General features: G+C 69.3%; 20 protein-coding genes and 1 tRNA gene. 9 read left to right on the forward strand and 12 right to left on the reverse strand.

Annotated features, from left to right (window positions below):
• Positions 1–271 precede the first annotated feature (271 nt).
• From NOO62_RS21945 to NOO62_RS21960, 4 genes are all read right to left on the reverse strand, one after another.
• A complete protein-coding gene (locus tag NOO62_RS21945) occupies positions 272–2,176 on the reverse strand; it encodes a competence protein CoiA family protein (RefSeq protein WP_268772598.1) in 1,905 nt (634 codons plus the stop codon).
• A 325-nt stretch (positions 2,177–2,501) separates the two neighbouring features.
• A tRNA-Pro gene (locus NOO62_RS21950) sits at positions 2,502–2,575 on the reverse strand.
• Positions 2,576–2,626: 51 nt separating this feature from the next.
• Positions 2,627–3,406, reverse strand: coding sequence for a Pr6Pr family membrane protein (locus NOO62_RS21955; protein WP_268772599.1), 780 nt, complete (start codon positions 3,404–3,406; stop codon positions 2,627–2,629).
• 58 nt (positions 3,407–3,464) lie between these two features.
• A complete protein-coding gene (locus NOO62_RS21960) occupies positions 3,465–4,403 on the reverse strand; it encodes a metallophosphoesterase (protein WP_268772600.1) in 939 nt (312 codons plus the stop codon).
• Between the two features lie 189 nt (positions 4,404–4,592).
• On the opposite strand from NOO62_RS21960, the gene NOO62_RS21965 reads away from it, so the two are divergent.
• Complete coding sequence (locus tag NOO62_RS21965; RefSeq protein WP_268772601.1) at positions 4,593–5,057, forward strand: GatB/YqeY domain-containing protein; 465 nt, start codon at positions 4,593–4,595, stop codon at positions 5,055–5,057.
• A 105-nt stretch (positions 5,058–5,162) separates the two neighbouring features.
• Here the strand turns inward: NOO62_RS21965 and NOO62_RS21970 are convergent, their stop codons facing one another.
• Positions 5,163–7,478, reverse strand: a complete 2,316-nt coding sequence (locus NOO62_RS21970; protein ID WP_268772602.1) for a transglycosylase domain-containing protein — start codon at positions 7,476–7,478, stop codon at positions 5,163–5,165.
• Positions 7,479–7,861: 383 nt separating this feature from the next.
• Here NOO62_RS21970 and NOO62_RS21975 point away from each other — a divergent pair, with 383 nt between their 5' ends.
• The gene (locus NOO62_RS21975; RefSeq protein WP_030782081.1) at positions 7,862–8,206 is read left to right on the forward strand and encodes a WhiB family transcriptional regulator; all 345 of its coding nucleotides are present in this window, start codon (positions 7,862–7,864) and stop codon (positions 8,204–8,206) included.
• Between the two features lie 106 nt (positions 8,207–8,312).
• Here the strand turns inward: NOO62_RS21975 and NOO62_RS21980 are convergent, their stop codons facing one another.
• On the reverse strand, positions 8,313–9,683 hold the full coding sequence (locus tag NOO62_RS21980) for an ArsA family ATPase (protein WP_268772603.1): 1,371 nt from the start codon (positions 9,681–9,683) through the stop codon (positions 8,313–8,315).
• Positions 9,680–10,660: an ArsA-related P-loop ATPase gene (locus NOO62_RS21985; protein ID WP_268772604.1), complete on the reverse strand. Its 981-nt coding sequence runs from the start codon at positions 10,658–10,660 to the stop codon at positions 9,680–9,682. Before NOO62_RS21985 ends, NOO62_RS21980 begins: the two co-directional genes overlap by 4 nt.
• An 82-nt stretch (positions 10,661–10,742) precedes the next feature.
• On the opposite strand from NOO62_RS21985, the gene NOO62_RS21990 reads away from it, so the two are divergent.
• From NOO62_RS21990 to NOO62_RS22005, 4 genes are all read left to right on the forward strand, one after another.
• Positions 10,743–10,904 carry a DUF4177 domain-containing protein gene (locus tag NOO62_RS21990; protein ID WP_010986011.1) on the forward strand — a complete coding sequence of 54 codons (162 nt, stop codon included), beginning with the start codon at positions 10,743–10,745 and terminating at the stop codon, positions 10,902–10,904.
• Entirely contained in the window at positions 10,901–11,371 is a 471-nt protein-coding gene (locus NOO62_RS21995; protein ID WP_268772605.1) for a RidA family protein, read from the forward strand. The genes NOO62_RS21990 and NOO62_RS21995 overlap by 4 nt, the downstream gene beginning before the upstream one ends.
• A 152-nt stretch (positions 11,372–11,523) precedes the next feature.
• Complete coding sequence (locus tag NOO62_RS22000) at positions 11,524–12,408, forward strand: NUDIX hydrolase (protein WP_268772606.1); 885 nt, start codon at positions 11,524–11,526, stop codon at positions 12,406–12,408.
• A 178-nt stretch (positions 12,409–12,586) separates the two neighbouring features.
• Positions 12,587–13,417 carry an MBL fold metallo-hydrolase gene (locus NOO62_RS22005; protein WP_268772607.1) on the forward strand — a complete coding sequence of 277 codons (831 nt, stop codon included), beginning with the start codon at positions 12,587–12,589 and terminating at the stop codon, positions 13,415–13,417.
• Positions 13,418–13,568: 151 nt separating this feature from the next.
• Here the strand turns inward: NOO62_RS22005 and NOO62_RS22010 are convergent, their stop codons facing one another.
• Entirely contained in the window at positions 13,569–14,243 is a 675-nt protein-coding gene (locus tag NOO62_RS22010; RefSeq protein WP_016642758.1) for a Crp/Fnr family transcriptional regulator, read from the reverse strand.
• A 359-nt stretch (positions 14,244–14,602) separates the two neighbouring features.
• On the opposite strand from NOO62_RS22010, the gene nth reads away from it, so the two are divergent.
• From nth to NOO62_RS22025, 3 genes are all read left to right on the forward strand, one after another.
• Positions 14,603–15,583: an endonuclease III gene (nth, locus tag NOO62_RS22015; RefSeq protein ID WP_268772608.1), complete on the forward strand. Its 981-nt coding sequence runs from the start codon at positions 14,603–14,605 to the stop codon at positions 15,581–15,583.
• A gap of 70 nt (positions 15,584–15,653) precedes the next feature.
• Positions 15,654–16,409 (forward strand): NUDIX hydrolase, encoded by a 756-nt coding sequence (locus NOO62_RS22020; protein ID WP_268772609.1) that lies wholly within the window; start codon positions 15,654–15,656, stop codon positions 16,407–16,409.
• 48 nt (positions 16,410–16,457) lie between these two features.
• A complete protein-coding gene (locus tag NOO62_RS22025; protein ID WP_268772610.1) occupies positions 16,458–17,663 on the forward strand; it encodes a MarP family serine protease in 1,206 nt (401 codons plus the stop codon).
• 54 nt (positions 17,664–17,717) lie between these two features.
• On the opposite strand, the gene NOO62_RS22030 is transcribed toward NOO62_RS22025, so the two are convergent.
• From NOO62_RS22030 to nhaA, 4 genes are all read right to left on the reverse strand, one after another.
• Positions 17,718–17,906, reverse strand: coding sequence for a hypothetical protein (locus NOO62_RS22030; RefSeq protein ID WP_268772611.1), 189 nt, complete (start codon positions 17,904–17,906; stop codon positions 17,718–17,720).
• Positions 17,907–18,037: 131 nt separating this feature from the next.
• Positions 18,038–18,979, reverse strand: a complete 942-nt coding sequence (locus tag NOO62_RS22035; RefSeq protein ID WP_268772612.1) for an alpha/beta fold hydrolase — start codon at positions 18,977–18,979, stop codon at positions 18,038–18,040.
• Positions 18,976–19,473, reverse strand: a complete 498-nt coding sequence (locus NOO62_RS22040) for a phage holin family protein (RefSeq protein ID WP_268772613.1) — start codon at positions 19,471–19,473, stop codon at positions 18,976–18,978. Before NOO62_RS22040 ends, NOO62_RS22035 begins: the two co-directional genes overlap by 4 nt.
• A 52-nt stretch (positions 19,474–19,525) precedes the next feature.
• Positions 19,526–20,929, reverse strand: a complete 1,404-nt coding sequence (nhaA, locus tag NOO62_RS22045; RefSeq protein ID WP_268772614.1) for a Na+/H+ antiporter NhaA — start codon at positions 20,927–20,929, stop codon at positions 19,526–19,528.
• Positions 20,930–21,115: the final 186 nt, after the last annotated feature.

Here is a 21,115-nt window from a genome sequence, read left to right on the forward strand (position 1 = left end):
GACTTTGCGCCGCTGGCAAACCGCGAGGGTGGGGCGGATCGACTGGATGGCCTTGAGGGTGCGGTCGGAGGTCATGCCCTCCATGAGGTTCAGGGCTGCGGTCCATGCTAGTGGGAAGCGGCGCTCGACGCCCGGCTCGCGATGTGCCCGACGTCGCCGGTGCGGGTGCTCAACTCCCTGCTCCAGCAGCGCCTGACGGCCCGTCAATGACCTCATGATGACGCTGACGGGGCCAAGCACGTTTACGGACGAGCCACCTCCACTGCCAGTGTCAGGAGGGCTTGCGAACAGCGTCGGCAGCGGCCTTCCTCGGAACAAGCCTGGGCGGTACCGGCCGGGGAGGGACCGCGTAGGCCGCGTGCGCGCGTTCCTGCTCGCGGCGCCAAATCCTCAACAGCGCTTCGTCTGACTGCGGCACAGCGAGCCCGACGCCTTTCAGGATCTCCCGGAAGTACGGGACCGGACCGCCGTCGGGAGCCACGACCAACGCAGACAGGAGCGGTGCGTCGCTTTCCGAGTGATCCTCGACCTGCAACAGAAGCGTGAGTCGTGCTTCCTGCGGGGTGCTCTTTCCACCAGTCAGCAGCAGCCAGTGTGTAGTGCTGCCTGCCTGTGCGACCGCGATGAGCCGCTGGCGCAGATCTTGGCCTGAGAGCGGGACAGCCGTCCGTTTGGCCTTCGGGGGCTGGGCATCGGGCTGCTGACGGTCAGGCTTCGACGCCTCAAATGAGGGATTCGGTCCTGTGCCTTCGCCAGATGCCTTCCGATTCTGACGTGGCGCCTTCCGCGCCCCCGCGATCGCAGCCCCAAGCAGGGAGTTTGTCTCCCGCAGGGCACGGAGCCCGAGGTTGCTGAGCTGGATGCGCCGTGTGTCCTCCAGCAACCGGCGAGCGATTCGGAGTTCTCGCTTCAGGCGCGTACCACTCTTGCCCCGCGTACCACCGAGCAACTCCTGTCCTTCGGTGATCAGACGTTGCAGACGCTTCCAGGGAGCGGGCGTCTGGCCGTCATGTGCGACAGCTCGTCGGTTTCGCGCGGTTCCGCCTCGTTGAGGGGAGTGAGGGAGAGGGGTGAGGACCTCGGGCACTGCTGCATCGAGCGGCAGTGTCGGCGGCATCGCGCGTGCCGGGATCCCGTACTTCGCGAACGCGCGGTCCGCTTCCCGTTGCGCCCACCGCTTCAGATGGGGGCCCGAAGACGGCCTGCCCAGCCCAAGACCGTCGATGATGCCGGTCAGGTACGGCAGCGGCTCGCCGGTGTCAGTCCGTATAAGGGCGGACAGGACGGGGTCCTTCTGTGGGAACGGGGCGTCGACCTCGGTGAGCAATCCGACGAGATCCACGTCGCTGTACGGGCCGAAGTCCACGCCGATCATCTGCCCCAGACGATTCCACGTCGGCTTGATGGCCCAGCGCGCGTCCAGCTCCAAGGCGTCTCGAAGTGCGACGACCAGCTCTTCCCGGTCCATGTGCCGAACTGGTCGGGGTTCAGCGAGGGATGCTTCGCTCGACGGCTTTCGTGCGCTGCTGCTTGCGCTGCCCGCGTTGGACCGCCTGCGCGCGGCCCGGATCTCTTCGACTGCCGGTGTCGAGAGTCCGTCGACCGTCAGGGCTACGTCGGCGAACGGCGTCCACTCGGTGGCACGACCGCGCTGTTGTACGCCGAGGTAGGGGCATCGCTCGGCTCCCTGGGTCTCGAACCGAATGCGGAAGACATAGCCGACGTCGTCCAGAAGTTCCTCGGGTGCGGGGCCGCCCAGCCCGAAGATCCAATCTGCTTCCCTCTCACCCAGAACGTCTGCCTCGTCGGAAGCGAGGCCCCATGAACCACTGCTGTCTGGCCGCAGGCGGAAACGCAGTCGACGCGGGCTGCCCTGCAGATCGACATCGATCATGCTGCCGGGGCCAGCGGCATCCTTGGGTAGTTGCACAGCCCCCTTGAAGCCCTGGCTCCCCATCCAGTTGTGCAGGGCCTGCTTCATGAACAGGTGGTCGGCGCTGTCCTCCCCATTGGCTGCGCGAGTACAGGTGTGATGTGGGTGGTGCGCGAAGTGGCAGACCTTCGAGTGATAGCGGCGGTCGGTCAGCGGCTCTCCGCAGCCGCCGAGCAGTGTGCCGCACCAATACTTGTACGTGGGGTGCTGCTGCCGCCAGCGCGTAAGCTCTGTCGCCTCCATGGGGAGGATGATCGCGAGATCGGAGTCCTTGTCGCCTATGACTGCTGTTTGAACGCGACGGTGATCTGCGGCTAGTAGCGGCATGGCGGTAGACCTCCGGCGGCGGGAAGCGGCGCAAGACGGACCAGTGCCAGCAATGGTGTCAGAACGGCCACTCACGGTCAGCACGCGACGAGAACTCGCAAGCCCGCTCGCCCAGAGCGGGGAGCTCGCTGGGAGCCGAACCCCGAAGTCGGCTCCCAAATGGCTCCCAAACTGGCCCCCGAATGCAAATCAGGCCCGGCACTGATCTCTCAGTACCGGGCCTGACCTGGTGTTTCAGCTGTCGGGGTGGCGGGATTTGAACCCACGACCTCTTCGTCCCGAACGAAGCGCGCTGCCAAGCTGCGCTACACCCCGATGTCGTTGTTCCAGCGGCCTGGCGGGCAGGTCGTGGCGACATCGATTACTTTAGCGGACCGGCGGCCGGAGACGAAATCCGGTTTTCGGAGGAGCGCTCCCGGGGCCCCGCGGAACGGGCCGGATCCGGTCGAGGCCGATGATCAGGAGGGCCAGGGCGTAGAAGGCCAGGCCGAAGATGACGGCGTTGCCGAGGACGCCGGGGTAGCCGTGCAGGTCGACGTCGAGGAACGGGTAGGGGTAGCGGGACATGGGGCCCGGGGACATGAGCGCGCCGCGGACCAGGGCGAAGGCCAGGTAGGCGAGGGGGTAGAGCAGCCACAGGCCCGCGTGGCGCGGGCGCAGGCCGCCCGGCCTGGTGAGCAGGAACCAGTCGAGGGCCACGCCGATCGGCGTCACCGTGTGCAGGAGCTGGTTGGACGTCGAGTGCCAGCTGGAGAGTGCCGCTGCGCCCTCCGTCATCGAGAAGCCGCTCGTGTCGTTGGCCAGGACGAAGTGGTAGACGAGGCCCGTGATCGTGATGAAGAGCAGCGTGCCGGCCGTCATCCACGGGGGGAGGGCGGGTCGGCCCTCCCAGGAGCGCCACGCGGCGAGCCCCAGCACCACCGCCACCAGCACATTGCTCTGCACCGTGAAGTAGCTGAGGACGCGCAGCGGCTCCCCGGTGACCAGGTCGATGACCACCCCGGTCACCGCGGCCAGCACGATCAGCGTACGGAAGACGGCCACGAAGGGACGGCGGACCGGGGGTATGACCGCCTCCGCCGGGACGCCCCCACCCGTACCGTGGCGGCCTCTGTCCCTGTCCCTCGAAGAAGTCGGCGCGATCATGCTTCCACCGTAAGCGGGTCTACCGGAAGCATGCCTTCCGTGCGTACGTACGGACCCCTCAGTCCCGCGCCGTGTCCCGCGCCGTCAGCGTCAGCAGCGTCGCCTCCGGAGGGCACGCGAACCGCATCGGCGTGTAGCGGTTCGCCCCGCACCCCGCCGACACGTGGAGGTACGACGTCCGCCCCTCGGACTCGTGCCGGGAGAGGCCCTTCACGCGGTCCGTGTCCAGGTCGCAGTTGGTGACCAGGGCGCCGTAGAAGGGGATGCAGAGCTGCCCGCCGTGCGTGTGACCGGCGAGGACCAGCGGGTAGCCGTCGGCCGTGAAGGCGTCCAGCGCGCGCAGGTACGGCGCGTGCACGATGCCCATCGAGAAGTCGGCGCCCGTCTCCGGACCGCCCGCCACCTCCGCGTACCGGTCCCGCTTGATGTGCGGGTCGTCCAGGCCCGTGAACGCGATCTCGTAGCCGTCGACCTTCAGCGAGCCCCGCGTGTTCGTGAGGTTCACCCAGCCCGCCGCGTCGAAGCCGTCGCGCAGGCCCTCCCAGGGGTTGCGGGGAACGCCCACGGCGGGGGCGTTGCCGTTCAGGCCGTGCCTGCCCTGCACCTTCTCGATCAGGTAGCGGCCGGGGTTGCGTGGCTTCGGGCCGTAGTAGTCGTTGGAACCGAAGACGTACGCCCCGGGGAACTCCATCAGCGGCCCGAGCGCGTCCAGCGTCTCCGGGACGCCCTCGGGGTCGGACAGGTTGTCGCCCGTGTTGATGACGATGTCGGGTCGCAGGCCCGCCAGCGAGCGCAGCCACCGCTGTTTCTTGCGCTGCCCGGACACCATGTGGATGTCGGAGACCTGGAGGACCCGCAGGGAACGCATCCCCGGCGGCAGCACGGGCACCGTGACCCGCCTCAGCCGGAAGGAACGGGGCTCGACGCCCACCGAATAGGCGAGACCGGCCGCAGCCGTCGCCGTGATGCCCAGGGGTACTGCGTATCGCGCGCGCATCCCTCCATCGTCTCAGACTCGAGCGGTAACCCGTGAGGGCAGTCCTGGAGCAACCGGCCTGCGTCTCAAGGGAGTCGACACAGGAGTCGACACGGAAGTCGTCACAGGACTCGGCAGAAAGATCGGCAGCGGGATCGGCCCCCGAAAATCCGTGGGCGGGGAATCATCCGCACCTGCCACAATCAACGCATGACCACGCTCAAGTCGAAGCTGCACGAAGACCTCACCGCCGCCATCCGGGGGCGCGACGAGCTGCGCTCCTCGACGCTCCGGCTGACCCTCACCGCGATCACGAAGGAGGAGGTCTCGGGCAAGACGGCCCGTGAGCTCTCCGACGACGAGGTGCAGAAGGTGATCGCCCGCGAGGCCAAGAAGCGCCGTGAGGCCGCGGAGGCCTTCGCCGACGGCGGCCGTGCCGAACAGGCGGCCAAGGAGAAGGCGGAGGGCGAGATCCTCGCCGAGTACCTGCCGAAGCAGCTCTCCGACGACGAGCTGCGGGCGATCGTCGCCGAGGCCGTCGCCGAGGCCAAGGCCGGCGGTGCGGAGGGGCCGCGTGCCATGGGCCAGGTCATGAAGATCGTGAACCCGAAGGTCGCGGGCCTGGCTGAGGGCGGCCGCGTCGCCGCCACGGTCAAGGAGCTCCTCGCGGGCTGAGCCCGAACGGCACAGTCCCTAGTACGACGATGAGGGCGCCCCCTGCCTCAGGGGGCGCCCTCATTCACGTACTACCGCCACGTACGACCGCGGAACCGGCCGGAGCTACCTCCGCCAGCCACCACCGATCCCGCCGAAACCGTTCCCGTTCCCGTTCCCGTTTCCGTTCCCACCGTTCCCGTTCCCGCCCAGCACGTCCGACGGAATCGAGATGTCCGGCCAGGGGTTCCCGCCCCCGCCGCCACCATTACCCGCACCGCCGCCGTTGCCGCCGCCCCCGAGACCGCCGCCGTCACCGCCCGGCCTGCCGTCGTCGTGGCCGCCGCCATCGCCGTGGTCCTCGTCCTCGTCCTTGTCCCCGCCGGGGATGTGGACGGTGTTGAAGTTCGGCGCCGGCTTGCCCGCGAGCGCGCCGCTCATCGCGTCGCGCCAGATCGGACCCGGCACCTCGCCACCGAAGACCTTGCCGTAGGGGACGCCGCCGATGGTGATGTCGACCATGCGCCGCTCGTGCATCGGGTCGCCGACCCAGACCGCGCCCGACAGGTTCGGGGTGTAGCCCACGAACCAGGCGGCGTAGCGGTAGTCCGTCGTACCCGTCTTGCCCGCGCTCGCGCGGGAGCCGAGACCGGCCTTCCTGCCCGTACCGTCCTCGACCACGCCCTTCAGGAGCGTGTTGATGGTGTCGGCGGTCCGTTCCGACATCGCGCGCGAGCACGTCGACTTCGGCACCGGCAGCGACTTGCCGCCGAGCGTGGCGATCGACTCGATGGCGATCGGCGTGCAGTACGTGCCGCGCGAGGCGAACGTGGCGTACGCGCCCGCCATCGTCAGCGGCGACATCTCCTGCGTACCGAGGGCGATCGACGGCGCCTGGTCCATCTTCTTGCCGTCGGCGCGCTCGACGCCCATCTTGGCGGCCAGCTCCGTCACCGGGCAGATGCCGATGTCGCCGATGAGCTGCACGTAGTACGTGTTGACGGACTTCGCGGTCGCTTCCCGCATGCCGTACGGACCGACCTCGGACTCGTTCTCGTTGGTCAGCTTCGCGTTGCCCGAGTTCACCCACTGCTTGCCGTCACAGGTGGCCACCCGCTTCGGGTACGGCATCTCGTACGGGGACGAGTAGCTCTGCCCCGCCGACTTGCCGCCCTCCAGGGCCGCCGCCGCGACGATCGGCTTGAACGTCGAACCGGGCTGGTAGCCCGCGCCGCCGCCCATGGAGTCGTCCACCGAGAGGTTGAGAGTGGTCTCGCCCTTCTTGAGGTTGATGCCGTAGGGACGCGACTGGCCCATGCCGCGGATCTTGCCCGTGCCCGGCTCGACGATGCTGGCGGCGGTCGCCACGTCGTCGCCCTTGTTCACGTGATTCTTTATCGACGCCTGCACCGAGTCCTGTGTCTGCGGGTCGAGCGTCGTGCGGACCTTCAGGCCGCCCCGGTTCCAGACCTTGGCCCGGTCCTCCTTCGTCTTGCCGAAGACCGGGTCGTTGAGGAAGACCTCGCGAACGTAGTCACAGAAGAAGCCGGCGCCCCTGACCGAGGTGATGCAGCCGTTCTTGGGCGTGCTCACCTTCAGCCCGAGGTCGGTCTTCTTGGCCGCGTCGGCCTCGCCCTGCGTGATGTCGCGCGTCTCCGCCATCCGCTGCAGCACGACATTGCGTCGCTTGGTGGCCTCGGCCGCGTCGTTCACCGGGTCGTACCGGCTCGGCGACTGCACGATACCGGCGAGGAGAGCGGCCTCCTGGACCTTCAGGTCCTTGGCGTGCTTCGAGAAGTACCGCTGGGCGGCCGCCTCGATGCCGTACGCCTGCTGCCCGAAGTAGGTGATGTTCAGGTAGTTCTTGAGGATCCGCTTCTTGCCCAGCTCCTCCTCGACCTGGATCGCGTACTTCAGCTCGCGGACCTTGCGGCCGATCGTCTGCTGCGTGGCCTCGGCGACCTTCGTCGCGTCGTCGCCGGCCTCCTCGACGAACACGTTCTTCACGTACTGCTGCGTGAGCGTGGACGCGCCCTGCGAGACGCCGCCGCTCTGCGCGTTCTGGTTGAGCGCGCGCAGGATGCCCTTGAGGTCGACCGCGCCGTGCTCGTAGAACCGGGCGTCCTCGATCGCGACGATCGCCTTCTGCATGTACGGCGAGATGTTCTTGAGCGGGACGACCGTGCGGTCACGCGAGTAGACCGTGGCGATCTGCCCGCCCTTGTTGTCCAGGATGGTGGTGCGCTGACTGAGCGGCGGCTGCTTCAAGTTGGCGGGGATCTCGTCGAACCCCTCGACCGAGCCCTTGGCCGCGAGGCCCAGCGCCCCGAAGGCGGGCAGGGCGATCCCGGCAAGCACCGCACCCGCCAGAACGCTGACTCCGAGGAACTTCGCGGCCTGCTGAGTAGGTGACAGACCACCGCCCGAGCGCTTCTTTCCCATGAGGGCAGCCTACGTTCTGATTCGCCGGACACGCCTTAATGCCTTGGCCTAAGCTGCTCCCAACTGTCACAGCAGAGTGGTTCGGCACCAAGCCCGGCTCGCTCCCATATCCGACGGAATCATGTCCGAATTCGCCTTATGTGGCGCCCGGTGTCCGTTGTGACTCAACTGAACTGTCCCGGAATGCCGGGTTCCTCACGGATGTCGCCCGCTCACTCCGTCGGGTGATCTGCCGCTTACGCATAGTCCGTTCGGGCCATTCAAGATTGGGCCCGAAGGGGGTGTTGCGCTGTCCCTACCTTCCGTAACGTCCTCAACTGGCGGCGGTGCATATGCCGCTGCCGCCGTGGGGGAGCCTCGATTCGGGAGAGGACGGCGCCGGTATGGGCTGGGTAACCGACTGGAGTGCGCAGGCGGCCTGCCGCACTACCGATCCGGATGAACTGTTCGTTCAAGGAGCAGCGCAGAACAGGGCCAAGGCGGTGTGCACCGGATGTCCGGTGCGGACCGAGTGCCTGGCCGACGCGCTGGACAATCGCGTCGAGTTCGGCGTGTGGGGTGGCATGACGGAGCGAGAGCGCCGCGCACTGCTGCGCAGGCGTCCCACCGTCACCTCATGGCGCAGGCTCCTGGAGACAGCGCGCTCCGAGTACGAGCGTGGCGCGGGCCTGCTGCCCGTGGACTTGGAGGACGAGGAGACGTACGAGAGCTACGCGGCGGTCGGGTAGACCGCCGAAGGCGAGGAAATCCCGGGAACAACCCGAGAAGACCGACCGACAGGCGGGGCCCCGCGCCCCGCAGCCGGGCATCCGGGCCGACGAACCCCACGTTCCGTCAGCCCGCCAGCCGGTCCCCTACGGCCCGGAGCCCCGCAAGGTCATGCACATCACCGGGCAGCGCGGCCACCTCGGCCACCGCCACCTCGGGGTGGAGCGCGGTGAAGCGGTCACGCGTGCGCCGCTCACGGTCGAGCAGCTGCATGCGCTCCGCGTGCAGCCGCAACAGCCCCACGGTCAGCTGCTCGACGGACGGGTCCTCGACGGACGGGTCGGGGTCTCCGGAGGGATCGGGGTCCTCGGGAGCCGTGGAGTTCGCTGAGTTCGCTGAGTCGGACGGCGCGGAAATCTCTGAAGTCGCGTCATTCTCGGGGGAGTTACGAACAGCTACCTTCCCGTCCTCCTGATCCACAATGCCGCTCTCCTCAAGATTTTCCGCAGCGGCCAGCGCCCGCTCGGCCGACAGCTGAGCGGCGCCGCTGCCGTGCACACGGTTCAGCACGAGCCCCGCGAGCGGCATGTCGTCCGCGGCGAGGCGCTCCACGAAGTACGCGGCCTCCCGCAGCGCGTCCCGCTCCGGCGAGGCCACCACCAGGAACGCCGTGCCGGGCGCCTGCAGCAGCCGGTACGTCGCGTCGGCCCGCGTACGGAAACCGCCGAACATGCTGTCCATGGCCGTCACGAACATCTGCACGTCACGCAGGAGCTGACCGCCGAGGAGTTTGCCGAGGGCGCCCGTCATCATCGACATGCCGGCGTTCAGGAACTTCATCCCGGCCCGGCCGCCCACCTTCGCGGGCGCCATCAGGAGCCGGATCAGCTTTCCGTCCAGGAAGGACCCGAGGCGCTTGGGGGCGTCGAGGAAGTCCAGCGCGGAGCGCGACGGCGGCGTGTCCACGATGATCAGGTCCCACTCGTCCCGGGACCGCAGCTGCCCCAGCTTCTCCATCGCCATGTACTCCTGCGTGCCGGCGAAGCCCGCGGAGAGCGACTGGTAGAAGGGGTTGTTGAGGATCGCCTTCGCGCGTTCCTTGTCCGTGTGCGCCTCGACGATCTCGTCGAAGGTGCGCTTCATGTCGAGCATCATGGCGTACAGCTCGCCGGGCCCCTCGGAGCCGTCGCCCGTCTCGACGGGTTCGATCGACTTGACCCGGCGCGGGACGTTGTCGAGCGAGTCGATGCCCATGGACTGCGCGAGCCTGCGCGCCGGGTCGATCGTGAGCACGACGACCTTGCGGCCCCGCTCCGCCGCACGCAGCCCGATCGCCGCTGCCGTGGTTGTCTTGCCGACGCCTCCGGAGCCGCAGCAGACCACGATGCGGGTCTTCGGGTCGTCGATCAGGGCGTCCACGTCGAGCGTGCGTTCGGGGGCCAGGGGGCGTGCCGGTTCCTGGGGCGAGTGGTCCCTGGTCGTGCGGTCCCTGGTCATGCGATCCCTTGCTTCCGCAGTGCCGTGGCGAGCTCGTAGAGGCCCGCGAGGTCCATGCCGCCGGCGAGCAGCGGCAGTTCGTGCAGCGGTTGGCCGAACTCGGTCAGCTGGGCGCGCTGGTCGCGCTCCAGGGCGTACCGCTCGGCGTACTCCGCGGCCTGCTCCAGGAGCGGGTCGACCAGCCGCTCCGCGCCCCCGCCGCGCCGCGCGCCGCCGAGCCCGGCGGCGGACAGCGTCTTGGCGATGGCCGTACGGGGCGTGCGGTCGAGGCCCTGTTCCAGGGAGGCGTCGCCCAGCAGGGCTGGGCGCACCATGTTGACGATGACGCGGCCCACGGGCAGCTGCGCGGCCCGCAGCTCGGCGATGCCGTCCGCCGTCTCCTGGACGGGCATTTCCTCGAGCAGGGTCACTAGGTGCACGGCCGTCTCCGGGGATTTCAGGACCCGCATGACGGCCTGCGCCTGATTGTGTATCGGCCCGATCTTCGCGAGCCCCGCGACCTCGTCGTTCACGTTCAGGAAGCGCGTGATCCGACCGGTCGGCGGGGCGTCCATGACGACGCAGTCGTACGTGTACCGCCCGCGCTTGTCCTTGCGGCGCACGGCCTCACAGGCCTTGCCGGTCAGCAGCACGTCCCGTAGTCCGGGCGCGATGGTGGTGGCGAAGTCGATGGCCCCGAGCTTCTTCAGGGCGCGTCCGGCTCCCCCCAGTTTGTAGAACATCTGGAGGTAGTCGAGCAGCGCGAGCTCGGGGTCGATGGCGAGGGCATACACCTCCCCGCCCCCGGGAGCGACGGCGATCTTCCGCTCCTCATAGGGCAGCGCTTCGGTTTCGAAGAGCTGCGCGATGCCCTGCCTGCCCTCGACCTCCACGAGGAGGGTGCGTTTGCCCTCCGTCGCGAGGGCGAGCGCGAGGGCCGCGGCCACCGTGGTCTTGCCGGTACCGCCCTTGCCACTGACGACCTGGAGCCTGCTCACCCTTCCGAGCCTAACCAGTCGCCGCACGGACCATGCAGGAGCCCACCCTGAGCAGCCCCGCACAGCGACTACAGTCGGCCATATGACCAAGTGGGAATACGCAACCGTGCCTCTGCTCGTCCACGCCACGAAGCAGATTCTGGACACCTGGGGCGAGGACGGCTGGGAGCTGGTCCAGGTCGTGCCCGGGCCGAACAACCCCGAGCAGCTCGTGGCCTACCTGAAGCGGGAGAGGCAGGCATGAGCGGCGCAGTCGAGGCGCGCCTCGCCGAGCTCGGACTGACGCTGCCGGAGGTCGTGCCGCCGCTGGCGTCCTACCAGCCGGCGGTCCAGTCCGGCGTGTACGTCTACACCGCGGGCCAGCTCCCGATGGTGGCGGGCAAACTCGCCGTGACCGGCAAGGTCGGCGCCGAGGTGACCCCGGAGGAGGCCAAGGACCTGGCCCGCACCTGCGCGCTGAACGGACTCGCCGCGATCAAGTCGGTCGCCGGAGACCTGGACCGCATCGCGCGCGTCGTGAAGGTCGTCGGCTTCGTCGCGTCGGCCACGGACTTCACGGGCCAGCCCGGCGTGATCAACGGTGCCAGTGAGCTCCTCGGCGAGGTCCTCGGGGACAAGGGCGTGCACGCCCGGAGCGCCGTCGGCGTCGCCGTGCTGCCGCTGGACGCTCCGGTCGAGGTCGAGTTCCAGGTGGAACTGACCGAGGCGTGACCGGTTTTCGGCCGTTCGGGGGCGCCGGTCGTGCGTACCGGGGTCCCTGTAGGCACCGATGGGTGTCCCTCCGTAGGCGCCGACAGGCGCCCCTCCGTAGGCACCGATAGTTGCCTCTCGAACATCAGCTCACTAGGGGATAGCCTCCGCCCATGGCAAATGGGCAGTGGTACCCCCCGGAGTGGCCCGACCGCATCCGCGCCCTCGCGAGCGGCGAGCTGACACCCGCCGCCCCGCGCCGCGCCGCGACCGTCATGCTGCTCAGGGACGGGTGGGACGAGGCGGGGAACGGCGCGCCGGAAGTACACATGCTGCGCAGACGCGCCTCCATGGCCTTCGCCGGAGGCGCGTACGCGTATCCGGGCGGCGGCGTCGACCCGCGCGACGACGACCACCTGGTGCGCTGGGCGGGTCCCACGCGCGCGTCCTGGGCGTCCCGCCTCGGCGTCGACGACGAGGCCGAGGCCCAGGCGATCGTCTGTGCCGCGGTCCGCGAGACGTACGAGGAAGCGGGCGTCCTGCTCGCGGGGCGGACGCCCGACACGGTCGTCGGCGACACCACGGGCGACGACTGGGAGTCGGACCGCAAGGCCCTGGTGGCCCGCGAACTCTCCTTCGCGCAGTTCCTGGACCACCGGAACCTGTACCTGCGCAGCGATCTGCTCGCCGCGTGGGCGCGCTGGATCACCCCCGAGTTCGAGCCGAAGCGCTACGACACGTTCTTCTTCGTGGCCGCACTCCCCGAGGGCCAGCGCACGCGCAACGCCTCCACGGAGGCGGACCGCACGGTCTGGATCCGCCCTTCGGAGGCGGCCGCCCGCTACGACGACGGCGAACTCCTGATGATGCCGCCCACCATCGCGACCCTGCGGTCCCTGAGCGCCCACCCGACACCCCGCGCGGCCCTCGCCGCCGCCCCGGACCAGGACATGACGCCGGTCCTGGCCCAGGCCCGCCTGGAGAACGACACGCTGGTGCTCTCCTGGCCGGGGCACGACGAGTTCACCAAGCGGGTGGGAGCGGGCGGGGAACAGTGACGGGTTCGCGAGAAGCAGTGACGGGTTCTCGGCAAGTAGTGACGGTTTCTCGGCAAGCGGTGACGTTCTCGGAAGAAGTGAAGGGTTCCCGGGAACATCCCGTACGTGCCCTGAAGGCCCGGCGCCACACACAACCCCCGCTGGGCCCCCGCCCGCCCCAGACAGGAGTCACCCCCGCATGACCGATGCCGCGGCCCTCCCCGGCCAGCCCCGCGGCGGGGTCCTCAGCGGCCCCGCCACCGCCCGCGCGGTCAACGTTCTCGCGCCCAACCCCTCCGCGATGACCCTCGACGGCACGAACACCTGGATCGTGTCCGAGCCGGACTCCCCGCTCGCCGTGGTCATCGATCCAGGCCCCCAGGACGACGCCCACCTGAGCCGTGTCATCGAGACGGCCGAGAAGCTGGGCAAGCACGTCGCCCTGACCCTGCTCACGCATGGCCATCCCGACCATGCGGAGGGAGCCGCCCGCTTCGCCGAGCTGACCCGTACCCCTGTGCGGGCCCTGGACCCCGCTCTGCGGCTCGGGGACGAGGGTCTGGCACCCGGCGACGTCATCACCACGGGAGGCCTGGAGATGCGCGTCGTCGCGACCCCGGGCCACACGGCGGACTCGCTCTGCTTCCACCTGCCCGCGGATCAGGCGGTCCTGACGGGCGACACGATCCTCGGCCGCGGCACGACGGTCGTGGCGCACCCCGACGGCCGCCTCGGCGACTACCTGGACTCCCTGCGGCGGCTGCGGTCCCTGACGGTCGACGACGGCGTCCACACGGTCCTGCCGGGGCACGGGCCGGTCCTGGAGGACGCGCAGGGAGCCGTCGAGTTCTACCTGGCCCACCGCGCCACGCGGCTCGCCCAGGTCGAGACGGCCGTGGAGAACGGCCACGCGGAGGCCTCCGACGTCGTCGCGCACGTGTACGCCGACGTGGACCGCTCCCTGTGGCCCGCGGCGGAGCTCTCGGTCAGGGCGCAGCTGGACTACTTGCGGGAGCACGGGCTGATCTGACGGCGCCCTGCCGCCCGTCGGACCCAGGGGCCCGCACAACGCGAATGGGTCCCGCCTCTCAGGAGGCGGGACCCATCGACGTACAGATAAAGCGTCAGTACAGGTACTGCTAAAGCATCAGTACAGGTACTGCGTCAGTACAGATGCGGCGTCAGCGCGACCGCTTGGCCAGCCGCTCCACGTCCAGCAGGATCACGGCGCGGGCCTCGAGCCGCAGCCAGCCGCGGCCCGCGAAGTCCGCGAGCGCCTTGTTGACCGTCTCGCGGGAGGCGCCGACCAGCTGGGCCAGCTCTTCCTGCGTGAGGTCGTGCACGACGTGGATGCCCTCCTCGGACTGCACACCGAAGCGGCGCGACAGGTCGAGGAGCGCGCGGGCCACACGCCCGGGCACGTCGGAGAAGACCAGGTCGGACATCTGGTCGTTGGTCTTGCGCAGGCGCCGCGCGACGGCGCGCAGCAGCGCGGCGGCCACCTCGGGCCGGGCGTTCAGCCAGGGCTGGAGGTCACCGTGGCCCAGGCCGAGCAGCTTCACCTCGGTGAGCGCGGAGGCCGTGGCGGTCCGCGGGCCCGGGTCGAAGAGCGAAAGCTCACCGATGAGCTCGCCGGGACCGAGCACCGCGAGCATGTTCTCGCGCCCGTCGGGCGAGGTGCGGTGGAGCTTCACCTTGCCCTCGGTGACCACATAAAGGCGGTCTCCGGGGTCACCCTCATGGAAGAGAGCATCCCCGCGCGCGAGCGTCACCTCACTCATGGAGGCGCGGAGCTCCGCGGCCTGCTCGTCATCGAGCGCCGCGAAGAGCGGGGCGCGCCGCAGAACGTCGTCCACGAGTTCTCTCCTTGTCGACCTGCTCAGGGGATCTTGATTCCCCCGCATATCAGGGGTCCGTGTTCCCCATTTTGCCGGACGGTCCAAACAGTGTGATCAGTCACAAGTCTGCCGCACCGGCGTCGCAAGCTGTGCGGGAGGGGGCCAATTGGGGGCCGATCCAGGGGGTCAAGGGCGAATGTCAGTGCCGGGCTCTAGGCTGGCCGGGTGTCCAAAAAGCCGGTGAGAGCGCAGGCCGAGGGGGCTGGGCAGGTGGCCGAAATCCGCGATTCCGCTGTGGGCGAACACGCGTCCTACACCCCTGACGAAGCGACAAATCGGACAGGTTTCCTGATGTCCCCTGCGATGAGGTCGGCCTTGTGAGCACGAAGAAGACGACGAAACCGACGACGGCTACGACGACTGAGACGACGACGGCGGCAAAGCCCACGAAGTCCGAGAAGTCCGAGAAGTCCGAGAAGTCCGCGAAAGCCGCCGCCAAGAAGACCGCCGTCCCGGCGAAGAAGGCCGCGCCAACCAAGAAGGCCACCGCACCCAAAACCGCGGCCAAGAAGGCCACCGCACCCAAGAAGGCGCCCGAGTCCCACGCCGCCCTCGTCCGCCGCGCCCGGCGGATCAACCGGGAGCTCGCGGACGTCTACTCGTACGCGCACCCGGAGCTGGACTTCGAGAACCCCTTCGAGCTCCTGGTCGCCACGGTCCTCTCCGCCCAGACCACCGACCTGCGCGTGAACCAGACGACCCCGCGCCTCTTCGCCGCGTACCCGACCCCGGAGGACCTGGCCGCGGCCGTCCCGGAGGAGGTCGAGGAGCTGATCAGGCCGACCGGGTTCTTCCGCGCCAAGACCAAGTCGATCATGGGTTTGGCGAAGGCGCTGCGGGACGACTTCGGCGGCGAGGTCCCCGGCCGCGTCGACGATCTCGTGAAGCTGCCCGGCGTGGGCCGCAAGACCGCGTTCGTGGTGCTCGGCAACGCGTTCGGTGTCCCCGGCATCACCGTGGACACCCACTTCGGCCGTCTGGTGCGGCGCTGGAAGTGGACCGAGGAGACCGACCCGGTGAAGGTCGAGACCGCGGTCGCCGCGCTCTTCCCGAAGAGCGAGTGGACGATGCTGTCGCACCGCGTGATCTTCCATGGTCGCCGCATCTGCCACTCCCGCAAGCCCGCCTGCGGCGCCTGCCCGATCGCCCCGCTCTGCCCGTCGTACGGGGAGGGGGAGACCGACCCGGAGAAGGCGAAGAAGCTGCTGAAGTACGAGATGGGCGGCTTCCCGGGCCAGCGCCTCAAGCCGCCGCCGGACTACCCCGGCAAGCCGGCGCCCCCGCTCGCCGCGGGATGAGACGACAGCGACGCAGGGTGGAACGAACGGCAGGGGAAAGAGCGTTGTCCAGATACGGACGGGGGTGCCGATGACGCACGCGAGCGAGACGACGAACGCCACCGAGAACGGTGACACGACCCAAGCGACCCACGCGGGCCGTCAGCCCCAAGGGCCCCAAGGAGAGTTGCTCAGCACCGCAGGCCTGCCCTCCTGGCTCGACCCGGTCGTCCATGCCGCGCAGACGGTCCAGCCGCTCCAACTGAGCCGTTTCCTGCCCCCGGAGAGCGGCGCCGGACGCCAGTCCGCCGTACTGATCCTCTTCGGAGAGGGCGAGAAAGGCCCCGAGATACTCCTGATGGAGCGCGCGGGCTCCCTCCGGTCGCACGCGGGGCAGCCCTCGTTCCCCGGCGGCGCCCTCGACCCCGAGGACGGTGACCCGCAGGGCGAGGGCCCGCTGCGTGCCGCGCTGCGCGAGGCCGAGGAGGAGACGGGCCTCGACCCCCGCGGCGTCCAGCTCTTCGCCGAGCTGCCGCGCCTGTTCATCCCCGTGAGCGACTTCGTCGTGACGCCCGTCCTCGGCTGGTGGCGGACCCCGACGCCGGTCGGCGTCGTCGATCCGAACGAGACGGCCCGGGTCTTCACGGTTCCCGTGGCAGATCTCACGGACCCGGCGAACCGGGCGACGGCGATACACCCCAGCGGTCACCACGGGCCCGCCTTCCTTGTCGAGTCCGCCCTGGTCTGGGGTTTCACGGCCGGCGTGATCGATAGAATCCTGCACTTCGCGGGCTGGGAGCGCCCCTGGGACCGCGGCAGGCAGGTCCCGCTCGACTGGCGCGCATGACAAGGTTGCGTGGAACGGCGGCCGCGATGCGAGGCGAGGATTGAATCGGTGAACGTGCTGGACGTCCTGCTGCTGCTCGCCGCGGTGTGGTTCGCGGTCGTGGGGTACCGCCAGGGCTTCGTGGTCGGCATCCTCTCGGTGATCGGGTTCCTGGGCGGCGGTCTCGTGGCCGTCTATCTCCTGCCGGTCATCTGGGACGCGCTCAACGACGACGACGCGGCCACGGTGAGTACGACGGCGGCGGTGATCGCCGTCGTCATCGTGATCGTCTGTGCCTCCATCGGGCAGGCCTTCACCACGCACCTCGGCAACAAGCTGCGCAGATACATCACCTGGCAGCCGGCCCGGGCCCTTGACGCGACGGGCGGCGCACTGGTGAACGTGGTGGCGATGCTCCTCGTCGCCTGGCTGATCGGTTCACTCCTGGCGGGTGCGACGCTGCCGACGCTCGGCAAGGAAGTCCGTAACTCCAAGGTGCTGCTCGGCGTCGACCGCGCCCTGCCCGGCCAGGCCGACACCTGGTTCACGGACTTCTCCTCGGTCCTCGCGCGCAACGGCTTCCCGCAGGTCTTCAGCCCGTTCTCGGACGAGCCCATCACGGAGGTCAAGCCTCCGGACCCCAAGCTCGCCAAGAGCGCGGTCGCCACGAAGGCGAAGCGCTCCATCGTGAAGGTCCGGGGCGAGGCCCGCAGTTGCGGCAAGGTCCTCGAAGGCACCGGCTTCGTCTTCGCGGACCGCCGCGTGATGACCAACGCGCACGTGGTCGGCGGCGTGGACGACCCGACGGTCCAGATAGGCGATCAGGGCCAGATCCACGACGCCAAGGTCGTCCTCTACGACTGGGAGCGCGACATCGCCGTACTGGACGTGCCCACGCTGCGGGCACCGGCCCTGCAGTTCACGTCCAAGGACGCGGCGAGCGGCATGGGCGCCATCGTCGCGGGCTTCCCCGAGGACGGGCCCTATGACGTGCGTCCCGCGCGCGTGCGCGGGCGCATCACGGCCAAGGGCCCGGACATCTACCATCGGGGCACCGTGCGCCGTGATGTGTACTCGCTCTACGCGACCGTCCGCCAGGGCAACTCCGGAGGCCCGCTGCTCACGCCCGAAGGCAAGGTCTACGGCGTGGTCTTCGCGAAGTCCCTCGACGACCCGGACACCGGCTATGCGCTGACGGCGGACGAGGTGCGCGAGGACATCGAGAAGGGCCGCACCGCCAACCAAGAGGTGGACAGCGAGGGCTGCGCGCTCTAGGGCCTGTGTCGGTGGCTCTGGAGCGGCGGTCGGAGGCCCTGGAGGAGAACGGGGTCAGTCGCGGGTGTGCCGGAGCCGCGCGGAGACCCAGCGTGCCCTCCGGCGGAGGATGTGGGGAATGCCCATTTCTTGAGGGGGGCCGTGATGGCCCGGGTCCTGCGGCCCGCCCCTCTCGCGGCTGTTCAGCGCTGTGGCCGAGCGGCGATTGCGTGCTACGTCACTGTAGTCGTGCGTCCAGCCCATACCCCGACGTCTGCCCGTGCCCCATGGTCGGTAATCGCGCTCAGGGGCCCCAATTGGCCTATGCGCGAGGCAATTGGCGTTCGTAGGACAGACGTTCGCATGAACCCGTCAGCGATCTGCCTCACGGGCCCTCAGCGGTCGGGCTCGGGGTCCTTCAGCCAGTTGACGAGTTCCGTCGAGAAGGCCACCGGATCCTCCTCGTGAGGGAAGTGTCCGAGGCCGTCGAAGAGGCGCCAGCGGTACGGCGCTTCGACGTACTCGCCCGATCCCGCCGCGCTCCTCGTCCGCATCACCGGGTCGAGCGAGCCGTGCAGATGCAGCGTCGGCACCCGCACCGGGCGCTTCATGCGACGGTTGAACTGCATGCCGTCGGGGCGTGCCATCGACCGCACCATCCAGCGGTACGGCTCGATCGAGCAGTGCGCCGTCGACGGGATGCACATGGCCCGCCGGTACGTCTCGACCGCCTCGTCGTCCGGCAGTCCGGGCCCGGACCAGTCCCGCACCAGACGGCCCACCAGGGCGCCGTCGTCGGCGACAAGTTGACGTTCCGGTACCCAGGGCCGCTGAAAGCCCCACACATACGACGCCGACGCGGTCTGCTTGCGGTCCGACAGCATCGCCGAGCGCCAGCGCCGCGGATGCGGCATCGAGGAGACGGCGAGGCGGCGCACCAGCTTGGGCCGCATCACGGCCGCCGTCCACGCGAGGTACCCGCCCAGGTCGTGCCCGACGAGCGCGGCGTCCGGCTCACCGAGGGAACGGACGACACCGGTGATGTCGAGGGCGAGGTTCGCCGGGTCGTAGCCGCGGGGCGTGCGGTCGCTGCCGCCCACGCCCCGCAGGTCCATCGCGACGGCACGGAAACCAGCGTCCGCGAGCGCCACCATCTGGTGCCGCCACGTCCACCAGAACTGCGGGAAACCGTGCAGGAGCAGGACCAGCGGCCCGTCCCCCATCTCGGCGATGTGGAAGCGCGCGCCGTTGGCGGCCACATCCCGGTGGGTCCAGGGTCCCTCGGCGCGTACGACCGAGGCGGAGGAATGGGCCGATTGGGCGGCGGGGTCCGTCATGAGGACGAGCGTGCCACAGTGGCCCCCGTCTCACCGATTCGGACGTCGACAGCACCCGCGGGGCCCACGGCACGGGGATGCGGCTTGACGTTCCCCAGTACGGCAGCCGTCTCTTTGGCCGAAGCGGCGACCTTCTGCGGGCCCTTGCCCTTCTTGGCCTTCTTCGCGAAGACGACGCCGATCAGCGCGAGCAACCCGGCCACCAGCACGTTCGCGGCGAAGGACAGCAGGAAGCAGACGGCGAGGTTCCAGCCGCTCCAGGTACGGATGCCGTACGCGAGCGCGAAACTCAGCATCGGCAGCGAGAAGATGAGGACCGCTCCGGCCGCGGCGAACGCGCCGCCGCCGATCGCGCCGCGCTTGACGTCCTGCCGCAGCTGCGCCTTGGCCAGCGCGATCTCGTCGTGGACCAGCGCGGACATCTCACCGGTCGCCGTGGCGACCAGTTGGCCGAGGCTGCGCTCGGCGCCGACGGGGCCGTCGGGTGAGCTCATCGCGTTCTCCCCTTTTTCTCTTCTGATTGCTTCTGAGATATGTCTGCTCAGATCATGCCGGACCGTTGCCATCCTCGCGTTCCCCAACCGCTACTTCGGCAAGCCTCCGGTGTTCCGCGGCCTTCTTCTCGTAGATCGCGGCCATCCGGTGGTGGTACTCCGGGTCGTCCATCTCGTAGATGTCGGGGACTCCGCTGAGGTCGTCGTCGCGTTCCTCGTCCTCGCACAGCTTGCGGTACTTGGCATTACGCATCTTCAGCAGGATCCCGGAGAACAGCGCCGCGATGAGAGAGCCGGTCAGGACGGCCGCCTTGATCTCGTCGGTGAGCAGCGGGTTCTCGGTGAAGGCGAGCTCGCCGATCAGCAGCGAGACGGTGAAGCCGATGCCCGCCAGTGAGGCGACCGCGAACACGTCGGGCCAGGCCAGGTCGTCGTTCAGCTCCGCCCTGGTGAAGCGCGCCGCGAGCCAGGTGCCGCCGAAGATGCCGACGGCCTTGCCGACCACGAGGCCGAGGACCACACCGAGCGTCTCCGGCTGGGTGAAGACATCGCCGAGCGCGCCGCCCGTGACCACCACTCCGGCGCTGAACAGGGCGAACAGCGGCACGGCAAGGCCCGCGGAGAGGGGACGTACGAGATGTTCGATGTGCTCGCCGGGGGAGTGCTCCTCGCTCTCGTCCTCCTTGTGGCAGCGCAGCATCAGGCCCATGGCGACGCCCGCGATGGTGGCGTGGATGCCGCTGTTGTACATCAGGCCCCAGGTGGCGAGCGCCAGCGGAACGTAGATGTACCAGCCCCGCACCCGCTTCCTGAGCAGCAGCCAGAACACGACGAGGCCGAGGACGGCGCCGCCGAGCGCGGCGAAGTTGAGGTCGCTGGTGAAGAAGACCGCGATGATCAGGATCGCGAAGAGGTCGTCGACGACGGCGAGGGTCAGCAGGAAGGCGCGGAGCGCGGACGGCAGTGAGGTGCCGATGACGGCGAGGACCGCGAGCGCGAAGGCGATGTCGGTGGCGGTCGGCACCGCCCAGCCGTCCAGTGAGCCGCCACCCGCGGTGTTGGTGAGGAAGTAGACGAGCGCGGGCACCGCCATGCCGCAGAGCGCCGCGACGACGGGCAGTGCCGCCGCCTTGGGGTCGCGCAGGTCGCCCGCGACCAGCTCGCGCTTGAGTTCGATGCCGGCCACGAAGAAGAAGACGGCGAGCAGACCGTCGGCCGCCCAGTGCTGGACGGAGAGGTCGAGGCCGAGGGAGCCGGGCCCGAGGTGAAAGTTCCGGACGGAGTCGTACGAGCCGCCTGCCGTGTTCGCCCAGATCAGAGCGGCGACGGCGGCGACGAGCAGCAGCACGCCGCCGACGGTCTCGGCGCGCAGGGCTTCCGCGACGAAGTTCCGCTCGGGCAGGGAAAGGCGTCCGAGCACCTTGCGGTCGTTGTTGCTGGGGACGGGCGCGGACACGTGAGTCGACCTCCGGTCGGGTAGGCAGGGCTGAGCACATGCCGACCAGACTTCCCGGCGCACCTAGGTACTACTTGTCACGTTTTCTCGTCGCATCGTCTTGTCGCGATGTTGACGCGATCCTTAGCTTACCTAACGTGCGCCCGGACGAATCCAGTGATCTTCACCCTAAGGGCAAAAAGGACA

The organism is Streptomyces sp. Je 1-369 (assembly GCF_026810505.1).
Taxonomy (GTDB): Bacteria; Actinomycetota; Actinomycetes; order Streptomycetales; family Streptomycetaceae; genus Streptomyces.